The organism is Shewanella sp., from assembly GCF_013214165.1.
Taxonomy (GTDB): Bacteria; Pseudomonadota; Gammaproteobacteria; order Enterobacterales; family Shewanellaceae; genus Shewanella.
The window spans coordinates 1-22770 of record NZ_JABSSM010000037.1 but is presented as its reverse complement, the minus strand read 5'-3'; the positions used below and the strand labels follow the sequence as shown (position 1 = coordinate 22770).

The 22770-nt window shown below is 46.3% G+C and carries 22 protein-coding genes; 17 read left to right on the top strand and 5 right to left on the bottom strand.

The window, feature by feature from the left end; all coding sequences use genetic code 11:
- Window positions 1–2 precede the first annotated feature (2 nt).
- The gene (lnt, locus tag HRU42_RS12230) at window positions 3–1547 is read left to right on the top strand and encodes an apolipoprotein N-acyltransferase (protein WP_295031513.1); all 1545 of its coding nucleotides are present in this window, start codon (window positions 3–5) and stop codon (window positions 1545–1547) included.
- Window positions 1548–1656: 109 nt separating this feature from the next.
- Here lnt and HRU42_RS12225 read toward each other — a convergent pair whose 3' ends face one another.
- Window positions 1657–3525 carry a methyl-accepting chemotaxis protein gene (locus HRU42_RS12225; protein ID WP_295031511.1) on the bottom strand — a complete coding sequence of 623 codons (1869 nt, stop codon included), beginning with the start codon at window positions 3523–3525 and terminating at the stop codon, window positions 1657–1659.
- A gap of 464 nt (window positions 3526–3989) precedes the next feature.
- On the bottom strand, window positions 3990–4490 hold the full coding sequence (locus HRU42_RS12220) for a zinc ribbon-containing protein (RefSeq protein WP_295031510.1): 501 nt from the start codon (window positions 4488–4490) through the stop codon (window positions 3990–3992).
- 119 nt (window positions 4491–4609) lie between these two features.
- Between HRU42_RS12220 and leuS the strand changes: the two genes are divergently transcribed.
- The 14 genes from leuS (at window position 4610) to lipA (ending at window position 18946) form a co-directional block, all read left to right on the top strand.
- Window positions 4610–7201: a leucine--tRNA ligase gene (gene leuS / locus HRU42_RS12215; RefSeq protein ID WP_295031509.1), complete on the top strand. Its 2592-nt coding sequence runs from the start codon at window positions 4610–4612 to the stop codon at window positions 7199–7201.
- A gap of 31 nt (window positions 7202–7232) precedes the next feature.
- Window positions 7233–7727, top strand: a complete 495-nt coding sequence (lptE, locus tag HRU42_RS12210) for an LPS assembly lipoprotein LptE (RefSeq protein ID WP_295031507.1) — start codon at window positions 7233–7235, stop codon at window positions 7725–7727.
- A 67-nt stretch (window positions 7728–7794) separates the two neighbouring features.
- Entirely contained in the window at window positions 7795–8835 is a 1041-nt protein-coding gene (gene holA, locus HRU42_RS12205; protein WP_295031506.1) for a DNA polymerase III subunit delta, read from the top strand.
- A gap of 7 nt (window positions 8836–8842) precedes the next feature.
- The gene (nadD, locus tag HRU42_RS12200) at window positions 8843–9478 is read left to right on the top strand and encodes a nicotinate-nucleotide adenylyltransferase (RefSeq protein ID WP_295031505.1); all 636 of its coding nucleotides are present in this window, start codon (window positions 8843–8845) and stop codon (window positions 9476–9478) included.
- Between the two features lie 104 nt (window positions 9479–9582).
- Window positions 9583–9912 carry a ribosome silencing factor gene (rsfS, locus tag HRU42_RS12195; protein WP_144045290.1) on the top strand — a complete coding sequence of 110 codons (330 nt, stop codon included), beginning with the start codon at window positions 9583–9585 and terminating at the stop codon, window positions 9910–9912.
- Window positions 9912–10382, top strand: coding sequence for a 23S rRNA (pseudouridine(1915)-N(3))-methyltransferase RlmH (rlmH, locus tag HRU42_RS12190; protein WP_295031502.1), 471 nt, complete (start codon window positions 9912–9914; stop codon window positions 10380–10382). The genes rsfS and rlmH overlap by 1 nt, the downstream gene beginning before the upstream one ends.
- Window positions 10383–10456: 74 nt before the next feature.
- Window positions 10457–12313, top strand: coding sequence for a penicillin-binding protein 2 (gene mrdA, locus HRU42_RS12185; RefSeq protein WP_295031500.1), 1857 nt, complete (start codon window positions 10457–10459; stop codon window positions 12311–12313).
- Window positions 12310–13416 (top strand): rod shape-determining protein RodA, encoded by a 1107-nt coding sequence (rodA, locus tag HRU42_RS12180; protein ID WP_295031498.1) that lies wholly within the window; start codon window positions 12310–12312, stop codon window positions 13414–13416. Before mrdA ends, rodA begins: the two co-directional genes overlap by 4 nt.
- A gap of 160 nt (window positions 13417–13576) precedes the next feature.
- On the top strand, window positions 13577–14581 hold the full coding sequence (gene mltB, locus HRU42_RS12175) for a lytic murein transglycosylase B (protein WP_295031496.1): 1005 nt from the start codon (window positions 13577–13579) through the stop codon (window positions 14579–14581).
- Between the two features lie 80 nt (window positions 14582–14661).
- Window positions 14662–15468, top strand: a complete 807-nt coding sequence (locus HRU42_RS12170; protein WP_295031495.1) for a septal ring lytic transglycosylase RlpA family protein — start codon at window positions 14662–14664, stop codon at window positions 15466–15468.
- A gap of 143 nt (window positions 15469–15611) precedes the next feature.
- Window positions 15612–16784: a serine hydrolase gene (locus HRU42_RS12165; RefSeq protein WP_295031494.1), complete on the top strand. Its 1173-nt coding sequence runs from the start codon at window positions 15612–15614 to the stop codon at window positions 16782–16784.
- Window positions 16785–16903: 119 nt separating this feature from the next.
- Complete coding sequence (gene ybeD / locus HRU42_RS12160; protein WP_193633302.1) at window positions 16904–17170, top strand: DUF493 family protein YbeD; 267 nt, start codon at window positions 16904–16906, stop codon at window positions 17168–17170.
- Between the two features lie 160 nt (window positions 17171–17330).
- The gene (lipB, locus tag HRU42_RS12155; RefSeq protein ID WP_295031492.1) at window positions 17331–17984 is read left to right on the top strand and encodes a lipoyl(octanoyl) transferase LipB; all 654 of its coding nucleotides are present in this window, start codon (window positions 17331–17333) and stop codon (window positions 17982–17984) included.
- Window positions 17981–18946, top strand: a complete 966-nt coding sequence (gene lipA / locus HRU42_RS12150) for a lipoyl synthase (protein ID WP_295031490.1) — start codon at window positions 17981–17983, stop codon at window positions 18944–18946. Before lipB ends, lipA begins: the two co-directional genes overlap by 4 nt.
- A 71-nt stretch (window positions 18947–19017) precedes the next feature.
- Here lipA and rimI read toward each other — a convergent pair whose 3' ends face one another.
- Together rimI and HRU42_RS12140 are read right to left on the bottom strand one after the other, a co-directional pair.
- Complete coding sequence (gene rimI / locus HRU42_RS12145) at window positions 19018–19428, bottom strand: ribosomal protein S18-alanine N-acetyltransferase (RefSeq protein ID WP_295031488.1); 411 nt, start codon at window positions 19426–19428, stop codon at window positions 19018–19020.
- 58 nt (window positions 19429–19486) lie between these two features.
- On the bottom strand, window positions 19487–19831 hold the full coding sequence (locus HRU42_RS12140) for a hypothetical protein (RefSeq protein WP_295031486.1): 345 nt from the start codon (window positions 19829–19831) through the stop codon (window positions 19487–19489).
- 1136 nt (window positions 19832–20967) lie between these two features.
- On the opposite strand from HRU42_RS12140, the gene HRU42_RS12135 reads away from it, so the two are divergent.
- The gene (locus HRU42_RS12135; protein WP_295031484.1) at window positions 20968–21540 is read left to right on the top strand and encodes a hypothetical protein; all 573 of its coding nucleotides are present in this window, start codon (window positions 20968–20970) and stop codon (window positions 21538–21540) included.
- A gap of 7 nt (window positions 21541–21547) precedes the next feature.
- Complete coding sequence (locus HRU42_RS12130; protein ID WP_295031482.1) at window positions 21548–22129, top strand: hypothetical protein; 582 nt, start codon at window positions 21548–21550, stop codon at window positions 22127–22129.
- On the opposite strand, the gene HRU42_RS12125 is transcribed toward HRU42_RS12130, so the two are convergent.
- The coding region (locus tag HRU42_RS12125; RefSeq protein WP_295031480.1) for an IS30 family transposase at window positions 22079–22770 on the bottom strand (692 nt) is incomplete at its 5' end. The genes HRU42_RS12130 and HRU42_RS12125 overlap by 51 nt on opposite strands.

The window sequence follows — 22770 nt, the reverse complement described above, 5'->3', positions numbered from 1 at the left end:
AAATGCTGAATAAACTTCGGGCATTTGCCCATCATGGAAAAATACGTCTGGTACTGGCATATCTTGCCGGTGCCAGCACGGCACTCGCTTTTGCCCCCTATGGCTTATGGCCAATCTATCTCATCGCTATCGTCTTCGCACTCGATCAGAGCAGCGGCTTATCCCCGCGAGCCGGATTAACATACTGGCTGAGCTTCGGCTTTGGCTGCTTCTGTGTCGGCATTAGTTGGGTGCATGTCAGCATGGCCACTTATGGCGGCATCCCCTTAGTCGCGTCCATGGCCTTGATGGCGTTGCTCGCCTTGTATCTTGCCCTCTATCCAGCATTGACGGGTTATCTGCTGCAAAAAATATCACCCACTACATCCATAATGAGAAATATCATCTTGTTTCCGGCGTTATGGACCTTAACCGAATGGCTAAGGGGCTGGGTGTTGACCGGTTTCCCCTGGCTCTGGGCTGGCTACTCTCAGACCGAAGGACCGCTTAAAGTACTCGCCAGCGTCATAGGCGCACTGGGTTTAAGCTTTGTATTGGCATTAATTGCCGGCGCATTGGCTCTGTGCTTGCAAAAACGTTGGCGTCCGGCGGTTATTATTTTCCCCTTACTGGGATTAGCGACTTATCTGTCTCCCATGCTATCTAGCGTCGAACCCGATGGCGAAACAGTCAAGGTGGCTCTGGTACAAGGAAATATTCCCCAAAGTATGAAGTGGCAGCCAGAAACGCTCTGGCCTACCATGAGCAAGTACATGGATCTTTCTCGTCCACAGCTAGATGCAGATATCATCATCTGGCCCGAGGCTGCCATCCCGGCCCCAGAATATATGGTGTCAGATTTTCTCGATAATGCCAGTAAGGTCGCTAACCTCAACAACAGTGCCATCATCACCGGCATCATCAGCCACCAGCAAGACAGCTTCTACAATTCGCTGATCGTGCTCGGCAACCACAATGAAAAACATCAGAGTCAGGCAGACTATACCGAAGGTGGCAGCAACGAATTTAAGAAACACCACTTATTACCGATTGGAGAATTCGTCCCCTTAGAGTCTCTGCTAAGACCCCTAGCACCACTTTTTAACTTGCCCATGTCTTCGTTTAGTCGAGGTGCGTATCAACAGCCAAATCTCAACGCTCTAGGTTATCAGATAGCGCCCGCCATCTGCTACGAGATAGCCTTTGCTGAACAGTTAAGAGCCAATGTCAATGAGGGAACAGAGCTGCTACTGACCGTGTCTAACGATGCCTGGTTTGGCAGTTCCAACGGGCCGTTGCAGCACATGGAAATAGCCCAGATGCGCTCAATCGAACTTGGCAGACCGCTAATAAGAGCGACCAACAATGGTGTCACCGCCGTCGTCGATGAGCGGGGAAATATCACTCATAGCTTGCCTCAATTTGAGACTGGGGTACTGGTTGCCGATATTCCCCTAGTCAAGGGGCAGACCTGGTTCTCTAGATGGGGCCAGTCGCCGATATTATTCTTGTCGGCTCTGTTATTGGCACTGGCGATAATCCGTCAACGCTGGCTTTCAGTTAGCTGATATTGGATGAAGTCGGAAGAGGCTCTTTCACTAACAGAAAATGATAAACCCACATATAAAAATACCCGCCAAGTGCGGGTATTTTTATGGGCACAGAATAAAAGAATATCTAGACGATAAATTGATTCAACAACTGCTCCTGCCGCTTAACTTGTTCCAGTTGTTTGCTCATGGCCTCGTTGGTTTGTTCCGAGTTTTTGGCCACCAGCACAGATAAGTCTCGAATATTAGATGTGTTGCGATTCATCTCTTCGGCGACCTGACTCTGCTCTTCGGCCGCACTGGCGATTTGCAGATTCATGTCGGTGATCTCTTCGATGCTATTGCGGATCTTATTCAAGGTTTCACTCGCCACTTGCGCTTTCTCGACGGTAATCACAGTGGTCTGTCGACTGTCATCCATCACACTCACGACTGTGGCCACACCGGCTTGTAACTTTTCTATTTTCTGTTTAATTTCTGAAGTCGACTCTTGAGTTCGTGCTGCCAGAGTACGTACCTCATCGGCGACAACGGCAAAACCTCTGCCTGACTCCCCCGCCCTTGCAGCCTCTATCGCAGCATTAAGTGCGAGTAAATTGGTTTGACCGGCGATAGCATTAATCACCCCTAAGATCGACTCTATACTCACAGTATCGGCTTCAAGCTCTTTTACCGCATTGGCCGCATCATCTATTTGAGTCGATAGGTGTTCGATGGACTCGGTGGTCTGCACTACGGCCGTCACGCCTTCACTTACCGCATTGTCAGCCTGCTTCACCGCATTGGCGGCGCTCTGGGCATTATTGGCGACATCGGACGCCGTTACCGACATCTCATGCATCGCCGTGGCGAGCTGCTCTAGCTCTTGGGTCTGCTGGCCCATAGCTTCGAATGCTTCACTGGCCCCTCTGGCCGTCGCTTGCGTTCCCTGACTCACTTCGACACCGATCGACTTCACCTGATGGATCAGGTCTTGTAGTTTAATCACAAAATTATTGAAATTACCGGCCAAGGTCGCAAACTCGACATCGGAATTGGTGTTCATCCTGCGAGTCAGGTCCCCTTCGCCACTAGCCACATCTCTCATAGCCTCATTCAATGTGTGCAGCGGCTTCATCAATTGCCCTATGATAGCGCCGAGGAGCAGTATGGCGATGACCAAGGACAAGATTGAGTACCAGATAGCATCACGACGAAGCTCGTCGGCGGCGGCAAACATCACACTCTCATCCAATATGATCCCCAGGCTCCAATCGAGACCAGACAGGGGTTTAAAAATGACCGAATGCACAGTGCCATCGATATCCAAGTGGGTACTGGCCATTGACACATCCACCGAGTTGCCGAAAACCTCACTCATAGGACGCCCATTTTTACTCGAATCTGGATACGCAATAAACTCGCCGTTATTGCTGACGATAAAGGCATAACCGGCACCGAAGAGATTAGCCCGATTACTGATGTCGGCCAGACCCTTGAGGCTGATATCCGTGAATAAGGCCCCCTTAAACTCACCGGTTGCATATAATGGCATGGCCGCAGAGACAAGTATCTCACCACTGACAGCATCTTCATAAGGGGCCGTAAACACGAAGCCCCCTTGCCTCTTCGCCTCTAGGTACCAGCTACGTTTCCTGGGATCATAGCTCGCATCGGGTTCCCATTTAGGATCATTGACGGCGAAATGGCCATTTTCTAATCCCATTCCAGATATAATAAAGTGCTGTTTGATGACTGGCAGGGTTAAGATCTCAAAAAAATGTTCATCGGAGAGGTCGGCTCCCAACAGAGACGCTGCATATTCGGTAATGTTCTTCTTTTCAGCCATGACAGCTTCGATATTATTACCCATGGAACTGGCCAGCTCGTCAACACTGACGGTTACCTGTTGGTAAATTTGTTGCTTTAGCTGAAAATATTGATAACCGGACAAACATGCCAGTGACAACATCAACATAAGACTCGCAGCAATGACTATTTTATGCACAAACTTCATATACATCCTCACAGGTACTACTAACGAGTAGTGTCGAAAAATAAATAGGCTGCCAGTATCTAAACCAAGAAAACTTTAGCAAGTCCATTTTAGCAAGTTCCATTATCGCAGCGTCATTGGTATTGCCCGCTACCTTTGTAAAGTAATCAGAGAAGAATTAATAGGTATTTCATATAAATATGGATATAAATATGTGAACAATCATGAGTAAGGCATGTCTTTAACTATGCAGCCCCCCTACAAACGGCTACTCAGCCAGGGGCGGAGGATTGACGATATATCATTATGTCGGCGTTAGCAGTCATACCTTCATGAGCCGAATTCGACGCCAGATCCAGCAAGTTGCTAGACCTGATGTCGGCCTGGGACTAATAATGGCTAAGGTTCGAAATACCAACGTGAAAATGCGAGCAGATAAACATCTACTCCATGACTGGGCTAGGTTCTGACTGAGTCCAGTTGAGTTAAGGTGCCAGTGCCTCACGGGTAAAATCACTATTATCACATTTTGGGCAGTCGGGGATCACTCCGGGGAATTCGATTCTCATCTCATGGCCGCAGTGAGTACACACCATATTGCCCTGATTGACGATTTCACCGCTTTGATAGTGTCCCTGATGCTTAAAATCCTGCAGTACTTCATGCCACTCGATCTGGCTTCTGTCGGTGATACAGCTCAACCAATGCCATAATGTATTCTCTACCGTGATCATTGTCGGGCTATGGCTCAGATCTAAGTCATTTTTTTCATGCAGGAAATTCGCTATGTCACGTTTTAAAAATTGTTCGACTAATGCCAGCTCATTATCCTTAGCCCGGTGTTTGATAGACAGGAAATCTTTACTGTTAGTCACAATATTAAATAACTCTTTTATAGTTATAGAGTTATCTTCAGAATAATCAGACTTCACTTGCTTTAACAGCGCCTCATAAAGCGATAGTAGCTCAGTACTTCTCTTACTCATGTTAAATACTCCTCATCCGAACCTTTTTAATGACTCACTTCTAGTTTATTCTATGCAGATCTAACTCGCGTATAAAGTGCGCAAGATCAAATAATGGGCCCCATGGCCGGGAAATATTGATGCAAGAGCAATATCAACCTTCAGAAATTGAAGCTAAAGTGCAGCAGCACTGGCAAGACAAGAAAACATTTGAAGTCACCGAAGATGAGAACAAGGAGAAGTTTTACTGTCTCGCCATGTTCCCTTACCCTTCTGGCCGGCTGCACATGGGTCATGTACGTAACTACACCATAGGCGACGTAATAGCCCGTTACCAGCGATTACAGGGAAAAAATGTATTACAACCTATCGGCTGGGACTCATTTGGCCTACCCGCTGAAAATGCGGCGATCAAGAATAACACGGCCCCGGCCCCTTGGACTTACGAAAACATCGACTACATGAAGAACCAGCTAAAGATGCTGGGGTTCGGTTACGACTGGAGCCGTGAAATCGCCACCTGTACCCCGGAGTACTACCGTTGGGAACAGTGGTTTTTCACTAAGTTATTTGAGAAAGGCCTGGTCTATAAGAAGACCGCATCGGTTAACTGGTGTCCTAACGACGAAACTGTGCTGGCTAACGAGCAGGTTATCGATGGTTGTTGCTGGCGCTGTGACACTGTGGTCGAGCAAAAAGAGATCCCTCAGTGGTTTATCAAGATCACCGAGTATGCCGATGAGCTACTAAACGATCTCGACCAACTCGACGAATGGCCTGAGCAGGTCAAGACCATGCAGCGTAACTGGATAGGTCGCAGCGAAGGCATAGAGATGACCTTCAAGGTTGTCGATAGCGAAGCGAGTTTCGATATCTATACCACGCGCCCCGATACTGTTATGGGGGTGACCTATGTTGCTATCGCGGCGGGCCACCCGCTCGCCGAGCAGGCAGCAGCCAATAATCCCGAGCTTGCCGCATTTATCGAAGAGTGTAAGAACGCCGACACCACGGAAGCCGCCATGGCAGCCATGGAAAAGAAGGGGGTTGCTACAGGCCTTTATGCCACTCATCCTCTGACTGGTAAGCAAGTGCCAATCTGGGCGGCTAACTTCGTGCTGATGAATTACGGCACTGGCGCAGTCATGTCGGTACCGGCTCATGACCAACGTGATTATGAATTTGCCATTAAATACGGCTTAGCCATAGAAGGCGTGATTAAGCCCAGCGATAGCGAACTCGATATCAGCGAAATGGCTTACACAGACAAAGGCATAGTGTTTAATTCGGGAGACGCTTTCCCTGAGCTTGACGGACTGGATTTCCAGGCCGCGTTCGATGCCATCGACGCAAGATTAACCGCTGAAGGCAAAGGTAAACGTCAGGTTAACTTTCGTCTGCGTGACTGGGGCGTATCCCGTCAACGCTATTGGGGTGCTCCTATCCCTATGATGACACTGGCCGATGGCACAGTGGTAGCGACACCAGAAGATCAACTCCCGGTCATCTTGCCCGAAGATGTGGTCATGGATGGGATCCAGAGCCCAATCAAGGCCGATAAAGAATGGGCCAAGACCACATATAAAGGCGAGGAAGCCTTCAAAGAGACAGATACCTTCGACACCTTCATGGAGTCATCTTGGTACTATGCTCGTTACTGTAGTCCCCATGCAGATCAGATGTTAGATCCGGAAAAGGCTAACTACTGGCTACCTGTTGATCAGTATATCGGCGGCATCGAGCATGCGTGTATGCACTTGCTCTACTTCCGCTTCTTCCATAAGTTACTCAGAGATATCGGCTTAGTCGATTCGGACGAGCCTGCAAAACGCCTGCTCACTCAAGGCATGGTGTTGGCAGATGCCTTCTACTATAACAATGACAGAGGCGCTCGCGTCTGGGTGGCACCGTCAGATGTTACCGTTCAGGAAACTGACGAAAAGGGCCGTATCCTTAAAGCCATAGACAAGGATGGCAACGAACTCGTCTATACTGGCATGAGCAAGATGTCTAAGTCTAAGAACAACGGCATAGACCCACAAGAGATGGTCAACAAGTATGGTGCCGATACCGTTCGTTTATTCATGATGTTTGCAGCGCCACCTGAGCTAACCTTAGAGTGGCAAGAATCGAGTGTCGAAGGCGCACACCGTTTCATCAAGCGTCTTTGGAAACTGGCTCATGAGCATATTGCTAAAGGGTCGACTGCCAAACTGGATGTCAAGTCTCTCGATGCGAAGCAGAAAGAACTGCGCCGCGAGTTACACAAGACCATCGTCAAGGTTACCGACGATATCGAACGTCGTCAGATGTTCAATACGGCCATCGCCTCTATCATGGAGCTAATGAACCGATTACTGAAGGCACCTCAGGAAACAGAACAAGATCGTGCTCTGTTAAATGAAGCACTCTCGGCCGTGGTTCGTCTGCTATACCCCATCATTCCCCACACCAGTTTCAGCCTGTGGAATGAGTTAGGTAATGCAGAGGCCATCGAAGATGTATTGTGGCCAAAAGTCGATGAATCAGCGCTAGTGGAAGACAGCAAGTTGATCATAGTACAGGTCAACGGTAAGCTTCGTGCAAAGATAACGGTCCCAGCCGACGCAACGAAAGAAGCGGTTGAAGAAAAAGGCCTTGCAGAAGAAGGTGTGATAAAACACACCGAAGGTAAGACCATTCGCAAGATCATCTATGTAGCGGGCAAGTTGCTCAACATAGTGGCTAACTAAGCATCCACCAAAAGGAAATACTGCCGAGCCTATGCTTATTAAACGCATATGTTTCGCAATAGTGGCACTGAGTATCATGCTCAGTGCTGGTTGCGGCTTTAAACTCCAGGGCAACTACTCGATACCAGAGCAGTTACAGACCCTGCACCTAACGAGTCCAGATGAGTACAGTGAGCTCACTCGCCTGGTTCGCGAACGTCTACGTCTGCACAGCATTACTCTAATCGATGCAAGCGATGACATCCCTACTTTGCATATTTTGCATGACTCATTGGACAGAACGACTCTTTCCCTCTATCCAACCGGTAATGTGGCCGAGTATGAGCTAACTTACTATGTGACCTTTGCCGTACGTTTACCTCAAGGTGAAGCACAGGAGTTCGACGTGGTGATTCAACGTGATTATCTCGACGATCCCAGAACCGCTTTGGCCAAGAGCCGTGAAATGGAACTCTTGCTCAAAGAAATGCGTAATCAAGCGGCGGATCAGATGATTCAGATCCTTGCTTCAATCGAGGTAAAATGATGCTGATGTCTGCATCATTACTCCCTTGCGACCCTGTATCTCCCATGCCTCACCTTGAGGCATCTTGATGCGAGTCTATCCAGATCAGCTGCTGACTAGTCTTGCCCCACTGAAACAGTGTTATCTCATCTTCGGTGACGATCCTTGGCTGTGCGAAACCAGTCGCAGCCAGATCTATCATCAAGCCAAGAGCCAAGGCTTCGAGGAAAAAATCCAACTGACTCAGGAAAGTGGCTTTAACTGGAATGAATTAGTCGAACAGTGGCAAGCCATGAGCCTGTTTTCCAGCCGCAGAGTGATCGAATTAACCTTACCTCAGGCTAAACCAGGAGCCGAGGGCGGCGCGATATTTCAAAGCCTGATGCAGATGGCAAACCCAGATGTGCTATTGCTCATCACTGGGCCTAAACTCGCAGCCGAGCAGACTAAGAGCAAGTGGTTCAAGACTTTAGATAGCCAAGGGATATATGTTCCCTGTATGACCCCCGAAGGGGCACAATTTCAGCGTTGGTTAGAGGGTCGGATCCAGCACTTCGCGCTAAACTTAACTCGCGATGCTAAAGATATGCTGTTCAGCCTCTATGAGGGGAATTTACTCGCCGCCGACCAGTCATTGCAGCTGCTGCAGTTATTGAGCCCAAATGAGCAGATAGATAGCCCGGAGCTGAGCCGTTATTTCGAAGACCAATCGCGTTTTAGTGTGTTTCAACTCACAGATGCCATGCTCAATAACCGTCAGGACAAGGCGCAGCATATTCTCTCTCAGCTAAAAGCCGAAGGCGTCGCCATGCCGATCATCTTGTGGGGTATTTTCAAGGAACTGGCCATTCTTTTGCAGTTAAAATCCGCTCAAGAGGTCCAAGAACCCTTGCAAGGTCTCTGGGGGAAATTACGTATTTGGGATAAACGAAAGCCTTTATATATGGCAGCCTTAAACAGACTCTCCCTGTCGCAGATAGAGGCCTTACTCGCCAGCGCATCTGACATAGAGCTAAAGCTGAAACAACAAGGTATAGAAGATTGGACCGGCGTGAGTCATCTGAGCCTACTGTTCGATCCTAAAGCCCATGCGGCCTTATGTCATATTCAATTGAATGACTGGAGCTAAACTCACGATGCGGATTGGGATCTTGGGGGGCACATTTGACCCTATTCATTTTGGGCATATACGCCCCGCACTCGAGATCAAGTCACAGCTTAATCTCGACAGTGTCTGGCTTATGCCTAACCATATCCCGCCCCATAAAACATCCACAGTGGTGAGTACAAAGCAACGGCAAGCCATGGTTGAATTGGTCTGCCAAGAATACAGCGAATTTGAATTGTGTGATATTGAGGCCCGCCGTTCAGGCCCCTCTTATCTGCTGACCACCTTAGAAGAGCTGCATAGGCTATATCCAGAGCACGAGTTTTATTTCTTGATTGGCACTGACTCTTTAGTCTCATTACCCAGCTGGTACCAGTGGCAGTCCTTATTTGACCTGTGCCATTTTGTGGTTTCGGCTAGAAACGGCTGGCAGCTCACCTCAGACATGCCGGTATTTAAGCAATATGAACAAAGATTAACGAGCCTAGATCAACATAAATCGCAGAAATCAGGCCTCATTTTCCAAGTCAATATTACCCCACAGGCATACTCTTCTACTCACATTAGACAGCAACTGGCACTAGGTTTAAGCCCAACAGAAGCCGTCCCCAGCCGAGTGCTGAAATTTATCGCCGAGAAAAACCTGTACCAAACACCAGCTTAATCTCAAAGCTCGACCCTTACTCAGGTTAATTTCCCCAGTGCACCCTCAATTCCTGGATAACCTGTTATACTACTGCGCTGTCAAAATTTATTAAGGAATTACGCGTGGAAAGCGCCGAGCTAAAGCAATTTGTGATCGACAAGATCGAAGATTTAAAAGCCAAAGATATCGTCACCTTAGCAGTGGCCGAACAGTCTAATATGACTGATTATATGGTAGTTTGTTCAGGTACATCTAAGACTCACGTTAAGGCTATTGCCGAAAATGTTGTCCTTGAATGTAAGCGAGCTGGCTTAACCATAATCGGTGTCGAAGGCCGTGAAGGCAGTGAGTGGGTTCTTGTGGATCTGGGCGATGTGATTCTTCACGTCATGCAAGATAAGACTCGCGATTTCTATGAGCTTGAAAAGCTCTGGTCAGCCAAACCAGCTTAATGAAATTACAGTTAATCGCCGTTGGTACACGCATGCCTGCTTGGGTCACAGCAGGCTTTCAGGAGTACCAACGTAGATTTCCCAGAGACATGGCACTGGAACTGGTGGAGATCCCGGCTGGAAAGAGAGGCAAGAATGCCGATATCGTCCGCATTCTTCAAAAAGAAGGCGAGCAGATGCTGGCTGCTATCCCCAAGAGCAACCACATAGTCAGCTTAGATCTTCCGGGGAAAACCTGGAAAACGCCAGATCTGGCCTCTCAGCTCAGTCGCTGGCAACTCGATGGCAGAGATGTCAGTTTGCTCATTGGTGGTCCAGAGGGTCTCTCTCCCGCTTGCAAGCAAGCTGCGTCACAAAGCTGGTGCTTATCTGCTTTGACTCTGCCACACCCCCTAGTAAGAATTGTGGTAGCCGAGAGCCTTTACCGAGCTTGGAGCGTGAATAATAACCACCCTTATCACAGGGAATAGTAAAGTTCGGTATAACCGGACTTTTTTCGCTAACAAGCAGGCTTTTGCCGATTGCTAAGCCGGAGAAAATGTAAGTGGCACCAAGAAAGCGAGTTACGATGCATGACCACGCAGCTGAAGCATCGCTTTTTAAACGAAGAGCCTTGTTCACTTTTGCTTGCGTAGTCATCCTCTTAAGCATACTGCTAGCAAACTTATATCACCTACAAATTCTCTCATACAAAGATTACGCAACCCGCTCGAACGATAATCGTATCAGGGTCGTTCCCGTCCCCCCGAGTCGAGGTTTGATTTATGACCGTCATGGCAAACTATTAGCCGAGAACCGGCCATTTTTCTCTTTGGAACTTATCCCTGAAAAGATAAAAAACATCCCTGAGATGCTCGAAGAGCTAAGCCAGATCATCCCCATCACGGTCGATGAGCAGCAAGATTTTATTGCATCCCTGAAACACCACCGGCGTTTTAAACCGCTCACCTTGAAGAATCGTTTAACCGAGGAGCAGGTTGCACTCTTTAGTGTTAACCAGCATAAATTCCCGGGTATTTCTGTGATTGCGGGTCTCAAGCGACATTACCTCTATGATGGTTTGATGACGCATGCATTGGGCTATGTGGGCCGCATCAACGACCGAGATCAAGCGCGACTGCGACGAAGTGAACAATGGAAAAACTACGCCGCAACAAAAGATATAGGTAAGCTGGGCATAGAAAAATTCTATGAAAGTTTACTTCATGGTAAGCCAGGTCATCTAGAGGAAGAGGTCAATAATCGCGGGCGAACCATACGCACGCTAAAATCTGTGGCTCCACAGCCTGGGCAGGACATTTACCTGACCTTAGACTTAGATTTACAACGAAAAGCCATGGAACTGCTAAACGGCAGAAGAGGCTCAGTGGTAGCCATAGACCCGCGTGATGGTGGTATCTTGGCCCTAGTCTCCAGCCCCACCTACGACCCTAATTTATTTGTTCATGGCATCAGCAGCAAAGCCTACAATAAACTGCTTAACTCGACATCCAGGCCATTGATCAATCGCGCAACCCAAGGACAATATGCGCCAGCCTCGACGGTCAAACCCCTCCTTGCTCTGCTCGGTTTGGATGAAGACATAGTCACGCCTAAGACCCGGATCTGGGATCCCGGCTTTTGGCAAATCCCAGGCGTTGCCAGAAAATATCGAGACTGGAAGCCGTGGGGACATGGCTGGGTAGACGTCAAAGCTGCGTTAATGCATTCATGTGATATTTATTTTTATGATCTGGCTTACAAGACTGGCGTCGATAAGATTGCCAAGTTTATGGAGCCTTTCGGCTTCGGTGAACGTACTGGGATAGACGTCTTCGAGGAATCCGCCGGGATCATGCCCTCTACAGACTGGAAGCGTCTGCGCTACAACCAGCCTTGGTATACTGGCGATACTATTTCGGTGGGGATAGGACAAGGTTACTGGACATCGACCCCATTGCAGCTCGCTAACGCAACGGCTATCTTGGCCAATAAGGGGAGGCGCTTCACACCGCACCTACTCAAGTCGATCAAAGACAGTACCTCCAAAATCGACACTCCAATCGATGAAATGGCACCAATCGAGCTAAATAACGCCAACAACTGGAACATAGTCAATGAGGCCATGAGAGACACAGCCCATAAGAAACGTTTCAAAGATTCCCCCTACACAGCCGCAATGAAGACAGGTACCGCCCAGGTCATTAGTGTTGCCCAAGATACCGAGTATGATGCCGATGCAATCGCAGAGAAGTTTCGTGATAACGCCTTGACGATTGCCTATGCCCCCTTCGAGAATCCCACCATAGTGATCGCCGTGGTATTAGAAAATGCGGGTTGGGGTGGCGTCAACGCGGGGCCAGTAGCCAAAGCCTTACTCGATGAATATCTGTTAAGAGATACCTTGGAGCACCTTCGATGAGTTCACAAAACCACAAGCCTAATATTTGGCAACGCTTGCACCTAGACCTGCCATTATTACTCGGTATTTTGAGCTTGATGGTGTTCGGCCTATTCGTCATCTATTCCGCCGGTGGTGAAGATTTAGCCCTAATGGAAAGACAGCTAGTCAGGATGGGCTTATCTCTGGCAATCATGTTTATCGTGGCGCAGATAAATCCCGAAGTATTCAGGCGTTGGGCCTTTCCAATCTATCTTGCCGGAATCGTCTTGTTACTTGGGGTCCACTTCTTCGGTGAGATCAATAAGGGGGCGCAACGTTGGCTCAACCTAGGCTTCATGGAGTTCCAACCCTCGGAGTTGATTAAGCTGGCCTTCCCCATCACTATGGCTTGGTATGTCAGTAAGTACCCCTTACCACCAAAGAAACGATATCTGGTCGGAGCCGGAATTATCTTGCTGGTGCCGACACTGTTAATCGCCAAACAACCGGATCTGGGCACTTCAATTCTGGTGGCCTCGTCTGGCATTTTTGTGCTGTTTCTATCGGGCATGAGCTGGGCGATTGTGGGTACCTTTGTGGGCGGTATATTAGCTATGCTGCCCGTACTCTGGTTTTTCTTGATGCATGACTATCAGAGGACCCGCGTCCTCACCTTGCTCGATCCTGAAAAAGACCCCCTAGGCGCCGGTTACCACATCATACAATCTAAGATTGCCATCGGCTCGGGTGGGCCCTGGGGTAAGGGTTGGTTAGAAGGAACCCAGTCACAACTGGAATTTTTACCCGAGCGCCACACCGACTTTATCTTTGCCGTCGTTGGTGAAGAATTTGGCCTGATAGGCAGTGCGCTCTTGCTGCTCATGTACCTTTATGTGATAGGCAGAGGACTAGTGATTGCATCCCGGGCACAGACCAGTTTTGCCCGCCTCCTGGCTGGGAGCATCACCCTAACCTTCTTCGTCTACATTTTCGTTAATATTGGCATGGTTTCCGGCCTGCTACCTGTTGTCGGTGTCCCCCTGCCGCTAATCAGTTATGGTGGTACCTCCATGATGACACTGATGGCAGGATTTGGCATTCTGATGAGCATTCATACCCATAGACGATTTGTCGACAGATAAATCAACACGATTAAGACAGCTTATAGGCTTTCTCCTAGCAAGCATGTAAGCTGAAACTTTCTTCAGTGGATTAAGACAGGCTTAAAGAAACTCACGTATTTTACTCGCTCGTCTTAGCGGTTTTACCCATAGCATTATCCAGATACAGGGAGCGGTTTCAGTGAATATAAAACCCAAACTAGTAATGACTCTACTAATAGCTGCATTTTCCATCTCGGCCACGGCTAATACTAGCGTCCTTGATGATGCCAGCGTGGCACCATTAAAAACTGAATTTATGCAGACCCAAAAGGCCTTAGGCTTTACGGAGCAAGACGTTCAACAGTTTCTCGATACGGCGAAATACGATCAAGGTGTCATAGATGCGATGACCAAGCCTTGGGAAGCCAAACCTTGGCATGAGTATTACCCCATATTTCTCACTGAGAAACGGTTAGAGGCTGGCATCGTTTTCTGGGAAAAGCATAAGGCGGCAGTGAGTCGTGCAGCAAAAAAATTCGATGTAGATGCTGAAATCATCATCGCCATCATAGGCATTGAAACCTTCTATGGCGGTTACATGGGTAACTACCCGGTTGTTGACGCTCTCTATACGTTAGGTTTCTATTACCCGCCCAGAGCGACCTTTTTCAGGAAAGAATTAAGTAATCTACAGACGCTAATCAAAGATGAACAACTCGATATTAATAATCTCAAGGGGTCTTACGCCGGTGCCATGGGTTTCGGACAGTTTATTCCTTCGAGCTATCGCCATTATGCCGTCGACTTTGATCATGATGGACGCAGGGACCTGCTCAACAATCCCGTTGATGCCATTGGCAGCGTAGCAAACTATTTCCACCAACATGGCTGGCAACCAGGTGCCCCTGTGGTACTGCCTTTATCGGTGGATAATAAATTACCTGCTCAAGTTAACGTCTGGGCTGGTGAGAAATTAACCTATACCGTTGCCGACATTTTATCACCAAGCGTAGCCTTGGCAGTGGCCATAGATATCGACGTATCCCAACCGGCACTAGTTGTCGAATTGGAGCAAGAAAAAAATACTGAATATTGGCTGGGCTTGAATAATTTTTATGTGATCACACGCTATAATCGCAGCCCTCTATACGCTATGGCTGTGTATCAATTTAGCCAAGAGTTGAAACTCGCCGCCTCTCTTTAAATAAGCTAACTTATTTATCGGGCCCATGACTAACAAGTAGCCATGATAATTAATGACTTGGGTTGGAAACTGAAACCTTTATGATATTTGATATAAGAATCACAGCAACACTGGCCATTTTGGCTGTATTAGCGCTCTCTGCATGTTCTAGCTCAGAAAGCAGCAACAGCAGTCGATATGCACTCGCTGATGATAAAGCCCCAAGCAGTGCACCAGATGTCTCTAAGGTGGAAGACGCTCATCCAAAATATGAAGCTTATAGCCGGGGGGGGAATAAGACAAACTACACAGTGCGAGGCAAAACTTATCAGGTATTAGACTCTGGCAAAGACTTTCAACAAACCGGTCTTGCGTCTTGGTATGGCGCAAAATTTCATGGTCACCTGACATCTAACGGTGAAACTTATGATATGTATTCCATGTCCGCGGCGCACAAGTCATTGCCCCTGCCAAGCTATGTCAAAGTGACCAATACCAAGAATAACAAGCAAGTGATTGTTAGGGTTAATGACAGAGGTCCTTTCCACGAAGACCGAATAATAGACCTGTCCTATGCGGCAGCGCATAGACTAGATATGCTTAAAACAGGGACGGCTAATGTCAAAATCGAAGTGATATACATTGCAAGTCCTGAGTCGAACGCCTTGGCTGAGCTCAAAAATACCAAGCTTCACTATATCCAGGTGCTGGCATCATCAAACAAGTCTAAGCTAGATGCACTCTCAAAAGAGCTAGAGAATAAATATCAAGTTAAGACAAGAATACTAGCAGTCAATAATCTCTATAAGTTACAACTAGGTCCTATAGGCCAGAAACAGCTTGCGACTGAGTTAAACCAACAATTAAAAAATCATGGCTACCCTCAAAGCTATCTGGTGACACAATAGTGTCTGAGCTAGATGTGTGACTCCAAGATTATTTTTATATAAAAAAGATTAATGAACCTTCACTGAATTAGAGAGTCGACTAGTGATATACTGCGACCAATTTCGCTTTCCGATTTTAACCAAATAAGACGTGCCTTGTTGATATGAATTTTTTAAATCGCCCTTTAAAAACGCTTATTCTTGCGACCTCAATCGCGTGCTCATTCACCTATGCAGCACCCGTAGTGACGCCTAATGCGCCAACAGTCGCTGCGAAAGCCTATGTCTTAATGGACTACAATACAGGGCAGATCATTGCGGAAGAAAATGCTTACCAGAGCCTAAACCCGGCAAGCCTGACTAAGATGATGACCAGTTATGTCATAGGCCATGAAATCAAGGTAGGCAATATCTCACCTGAGGATGAAGTCACGATCAGTGAGAAGGCCTGGTCAAAGAACTTCCCAGATTCATCGAAGATGTTTATTGAGGTCGGCAAGCAAGTCACCGTCGACGACTTAAACCGCGGCATCATCATCCAGTCAGGTAACGACGCTTGTGTCGCTATGGCCGAGTATATTGCCGGCACAGAAGATGGATTTGTCGATCTGATGAATTCCTGGGCAATACAGCTCGGTATGAACGACAGTTTTTTTGAAAATTCTCATGGACTAGATGCTGATAACCATAAGTCGACTGCCTATGATATGGCGCTCTTAGCGGCAGCCCTTATCCGCGATGTTCCAGACGAATATGCCGTCTACAAACAAAAATCATTCACCTATAACGGGATCAAGCAATATAACCGTAACGGCCTGTTATGGGACAAGAGCATGAATGTCGACGGTATAAAAACCGGGCACACCTCTGGTGCCGGCTATAACTTGGTCACATCGGCGACAAAAGATGGCATGCGTTTAGTGTCTGTGGTCATGGGCACTAGGAGTGAGACTGCACGTAAGGCAGAAAGTAAAAAGCTGCTCAACTATGGTTTTCGTTTCTTCGAAACCATTACTCCATACAAGGCCGGTGACAGCTTTGTTTCGCAACAAATTTGGTTTGGCGACAAAGAGTCCGTCGACTTAGGTGTCATTACAGATACACCCATCACGATTAGCCGTGGTCAGGCTAAAAACTTACAAGCCAACTTCGAGCTAACCAAAGAGTTAACCGCCCCATTAGCCAAGGGCGAGACCGTAGGCCGTATCTACTTCCAGCTTAATGGTAAAGATATCGCTCAATTCCCGCTAGTCACCCTGCAAGAAGTCAATGAAGGTAGCTGGTTCAGTAAGCTAATGGATTACTTTAAGCAGATGTTTGCCGGCTGGTTTAGCTAGAATTTTTTATAAGCAAAATTTGCAGCCACCTTAGGGTGGCTTCTTTGTTTCAAGTCTTCCTTGAAAAACGTATAATGAGCTCCATAAAGAGCCTATTACATCGGCAAGAGATTATAGATATGTTAGATACAAAATTTGATGAAGTGATGGAATTTCCAGCCTCATTCCCGTTTAAAATCATTGGAGATGCCAGTGATACCTTAGCCGACAGAGTCGTTGCCGTGGTTCAACAACACGTTCCAGGTGATTACGTTCCAAGCACCAAGGTGTCCAGCAAAGGCACTTATAATTCGATCACCATTCGTGTTACGGTTCAGGATAAAGCACAGGTAGAGACACTCTATATAGAGCTTGCCGCCATTGAAGGTGTGAAGCGCGTCTTATAGTCGCAGAATCTTGTCTTTCGAATTATGATTAGAGAATGACATTTTAAATCAAACACTTGTAAATTTCTTCAACATTCCTCATCACCAATAAATGTGATCTAGCTTACATTTATTGGTTAGAGGAGTATAATGCCGCCATTATTGTTTAAGGGGGTTGCCCTTGTCTCAGAGCACGTTACACGTTAGATATCTTGGTCAGCAAGATTACGAATCGGTATGGCACGCGATGCAGGACTATACCGACAACCGGGATGAATCTAGTCCAGATCAACTGTGGATAGTAGAACATCCGCCTGTGTTTACCCAAGGTCAGGCTGGCAAGAGTGAACACATTATCAACCCGGGTGATATACCAGTTATACTGGTCGACCGAGGTGGTCAAGTGACTTATCACGGACCAGGTCAGCTTGTGGCTTACCCTCTGATCAATATAAAACGACTCAAGATAGGTGTACGTCAGCTCGTCACCGATATTGAAAATAGCATAGTGCAGATGCTTGAAAAATATCAAGTTAAAGCCTATCCAAAAGCCGATGCCCCTGGCGTTTATGTCGATGAACGAAAAATCGCATCGCTAGGCTTAAGGATCCGTAAGGGCTGTTCTTTTCACGGTTTAGCTCTTAATGTCGATATGGATATGAGCCCGTTTCAACGAATTAATCCATGTGGTTATGTCGGTTTAGAAATGGTGCAATGCAAGCCATTAGGCGGACCGCAGACTGTCGAAGAGGCAGGAGAGCAACTCGTTAAAACATTTAGCCAGAACTTAGGCTATCAGAATCTAGTTCATCATCAAGGATTGCCAGAGTCATGAGTAGGCCAGAAAGATTACAACCTGGAGTTAAACTAAGAGATGAAGCTAAACTCTCTCGAATTCCAATTAAAATCGTTCCTTCAGAGCGTGCAACCATGCTACGTAAACCCGATTGGTTGCGAGTAAAACTGCCGGCATCGAACCAAAGGATCACTGAAATAAAGCAGGCTTTGCGCAAGAATGGTCTTCACTCTGTATGTGAAGAGGCATCTTGCCCCAACCTTGCCGAGTGCTTTAACCACGGTACTGCCACCTTTATGATTTTGGGCGCCATCTGTACGCGTCGCTGCCCATTCTGTGATGTTGCCCACGGTCGGCCATTAAAGCCTGATGCCGAAGAGCCAATAAAACTCGCTCAAACCATCAGGGATATGAAGCTTAAATATGTGGTTATCACCTCAGTGGATCGTGACGACTTGCGTGACGGTGGCGCTCAACATTTCGCGGATTGTATCCGTGAAATACGCTTACTCAACCCTGATATCAAGATCGAAACCTTAGTCCCTGACTTCCGTGGACGTATCGATGCAGCGTTGGAAATTTTGGCCACCGAGCCGCCAGATGTGTTCAATCACAACCTTGAAACTGCACCTATGCACTACCGTAAGGCCAGACCCGGTGCTAACTATCAATGGTCTCTCGATCTGTTGAAAAAGTTTAAAGCGCGTCATCCACACATCCCGACTAAGTCTGGACTCATGATGGGCTTAGGTGAAACCAACGAAGAGATAGCTCAGGTTTTACGGGATCTGCGGGCTCATAATGTTGAGATGCTAACACTAGGTCAATACTTGCAACCATCAAAATTCCACTTGCCGGTAGAACGTTATGTGCCACCTGCAGAATTTGATGAACTCAGAGTCTTTGCCGAAGAGATAGGCTTTACTCATGCAGCCTGTGGACCTATGGTACGTTCTAGTTACCATGCTGATCTGCAAGCCCAAGGTAAAGAAGTTAAATAGGCCGCTTAGCGAGACATCTAGCGTCGCTGAACCATTAGCCGACGCTATTTTTTTATCTAAATTTTGTGGTTTTAGAGGTTATCGTTAATGGCCAGTTCCATCAAGATGGCATCTTCATTACCATTATCAGTCTTATAATAAGACAAACGAATGCCAGACTCTTTGAAATCATACTGAGAATACAAGTGTCTTGCAGTCAGGCCCGACGCTCTAACTTCCAAAAATAATGTCTCGGCTTTTGATTGAACAGCATTAGCAATCACAGCCTGTAATAACATGTGACCATATCCTCTCCCCTGCTCAGAGGGGGCGACACAGATATCCATCAAGGTCGCATCTTCAAATATTTGATGAAGAATAGCGAACCCCACCAAATGCCCTTCAACCTTAAGCCCGAATGTGGAGTACAAGCTGCCAAAGCAGCTCTCAATGGTTCTTAGACTCATGGGGTGGCAATGTGCAATCGCTGCGAGTTTAGACATGCTCACAGCATCTATGTGGCTTAATGAGCATACTTGGTCTAGCCTAGTCATAGTTATCCTATCTGAGATTCTTTGTATTGGTTACAATTTGATCCCACAACTCACGTTTAGCCTCTGCTTTTCTTATGAGCTCAGCAAGAGGTGCTGAACTCAGTACAGGATTAGATTTAGGCATCTTAAGACGTCGCATATCCCAAATGACATCGGCTCCTTTAATCGCCTTCTCAGAAAATGAGCAGTTGGTGATAGGACACGCAATTAGTGACAAAACTGAATTAATCACAGGATGATGCTCAATACCAGGCTCAACACTATCAACTAAGATAATATAAGCCTTAGCTGCATTACTAGTCTGTACCCACCTATTGATCCCCATCGCATCTAAATATGCCGCTTTTTCCACTCTGATTAATGCCCTTCATGCTTCGATGATTGATAGGATACCAGCTTATACCCATTCCATTAAATTTATGACGCCCAACTCTTACTCACTCAATGGAACATAGCCTAAAATCAAGGCTGAAGCCAATGATGGGGCAAACGAAAATCTGTTAAGCAGAAGAATCTAAAAGCTTGAAAAATCGATATGAAGGTTAACCCGGCCTACACCCGATTTAGCCAGTAGTCAGCAGAGCCTTAGTTAATAGAAAGTCTGGATGCATAGCCTTGAATAAAACACCAAATCCCAGACGCAAAAAAGCCGAGCTAATGCTCGGCTTTTTCTAAATGTGGCAGGGGTAGCAAGACTCGAACTCGCAACCATCGGTTTTGGAGACCGCTGTCAGACCAAATGATCTTAATCAGCTTCAATTGAACCCTATCGACATTAACTGTTAAATCATTTTAAAACAAGAAGATAGCATGGTTTTGACTATAGCCTTATTTTCTTCGATTTATATCATTTAAAGTGGTTTTATTAGGCCAAGATAAAAAAATGGTCACCAGGCCTGGTATAATTTTTATACTAAAATGCAAAGGAACATACTCCGACTTAGAACGGTATTGCCTTATAAAGTAAGCCTTAACACTCTATCGTCGAGAGTCGTTCATCTAGTGGCACACTAAATCTGCTATAAAGAATACTCAACCTACACTGTACATTTGGTCTTAGAGCATAATTTTTATATGCACTATACATTATTGTGAAACGCATCGTGTTTGAAATTATTTTCAATGAATACCCGAAAAAAGATGTGTTTGAACACTAAAAAGTATTAGTTTTTTCCTCAATGCACCAAAAAAGACGCAAAACCCCTCATAACCAAGCATCTAAAGGCTTATATCAACAGTCGAATCAGAGTAGCTCATATAAATTTGAGTATATCGCAAGTAAGTTAACGTCAAAATACTGAGAAGTGTCGTATCACAGGAGGACCTGTCAGTTAAGTTATTAAACCGTTTTGGCACTTTGTAGTAGCCTGTTTAGGTTGGCCGATGCACTAACAGATTGGACGTTTAATCGCGAAGGTATAAGACTCTTGATTTAATCCGCGCGCCAGTGTTATATAGGGACTATGGCAAAATCAAAAAGTAATGTTGATGCAAGTATTCTCTGATAGGAAAAAAGCAAAAATCAGGCATGTTTTGATTCATGATGCTGCGTTGCCTGCTTATAATTTTTCAACATCATTAAATCGCCTATTCAATAATGCGATCACAAAAAATATTGCCCAAAGTGATTGCTTTTGCCATCAGCTCACACTGCACGCAGTAGAAATAAAACCTTTTGAAATACAAATTATATCGGGTTTTGAACATCCATTTTTCAACTTGGCGTCACTGAATGTGAGCAGCTCAATCATCATTAATCACTCTAGCACAATGACAGATGAGCAAATTGCAAGAATGGCTTGGATTAATACTATCAGTCACCGACTATTTAACTCGGTTAGCGAATCTAGCCTTGGTGAACTTCACACTGCTATCAATAAATACATCCCCACAAATCTCATGTTAGAAATGTTTGCTGTTAAACATGTTTCTGAAGTCAAACTCGCTGAAATGGTATCTAAGACTAAGGGTTGTATAGCAAAGCAAAAATCAAAAGAAACACTGCTCACAGTACCAACAGAACCATCAATTTTCGAGTCTGTAATTGAGACAATAAAGTGAGGTAATTATGGCGCTAACGCGGTTTGAAGAAGAGATCATTCATAACGCACTGAGCAATGCATTCCCTCCTTCCCTTGAAGCCTCACACCCCTTGATAGCCCAAGAGATTTTGAGGCTAACACAGCTATTAAAGCCGCAGTATATTGATGACTTCCCTGAACTGAGCATCGTCACTGATAGAGCTGAGAATATCTTAGGCCCCCTACAGAGCGTTGAAGCAGGAGATCTACATAAACTTTACAACAGTCTAAAAAAACAAAGACAACTTGAAGAGCTTTATTTTGTTGCCTTCCTTTCCTGCACAATGGATTCGCCTTCCCAAGATAGTGATCAGTTTGATCAATACAAAGCGCTGACTTTTTTCGTATCGGTGAAGCTCTATATTTTAGGAGCGCATGAATCAGCAATCAAAGCCGTTTGCAACGAAGTCAGGCAATGGGCCTTGGGACAGCGTGATAGCTTATCAAATCAACTTCCCGAGGTTATTCGCAACCAGTTTGCAAATTTGATAGATGATTTGTTTGAGTTACGGCTGGAATCAAGCAATAAGTGCAACACGCTTACCAGTAAAGACCTCAAGGGGTGTTAGCCCGCCTAATATCTTTCTTGGCGTTAAATTTAGTTGCAATATTCTGTTCTCGATTTCCTCCTCTGTCAGCATAGCCATGTCGAATTTCTTAGGCCAAAAACGCCTAATTCGACCGTTAGTATTTTCATTCGTTCCTCGCTGCCAACTCGCATAAGGTTTGGCAAAATAAACCTTCGCTCTTGTCGCTTCATGAACCTTCATATGGCCTGCAAACTCACCGCCATTATCCAAGGTTATCGTCAATGCCGTATCGACCTGCCCAAGCAAAGCGATCATCGCATCACTCACTTCCTCTTTCGTTTTTCTGAATACTCGTCGTGCTAAGGTAAAGCGACTGCAGCGATCCACTAATGTCACTAAATGAGCATTTTGCCCATGAACCGTATCGCCTTCCCAGTCACCTATTCGTTCTCTTGCTTCTACAATTTTCGGGCGCTCACTGATATCTACTCGGTCTGGGATCAAGCTGACACCCGCATTACGCTTCCTTTTGCCACCTTTCCAACGCGTTTTACCATAGCGAGGGAGCTGCTGATATAAAGTGCCACCTTGTTGCTTATTCTCTTCAATACGCCGATAAATGGTTGTATGACTCAAGCATTCACTTGGGGCGAATTCTATTGGCATGCGGTCACTGATCG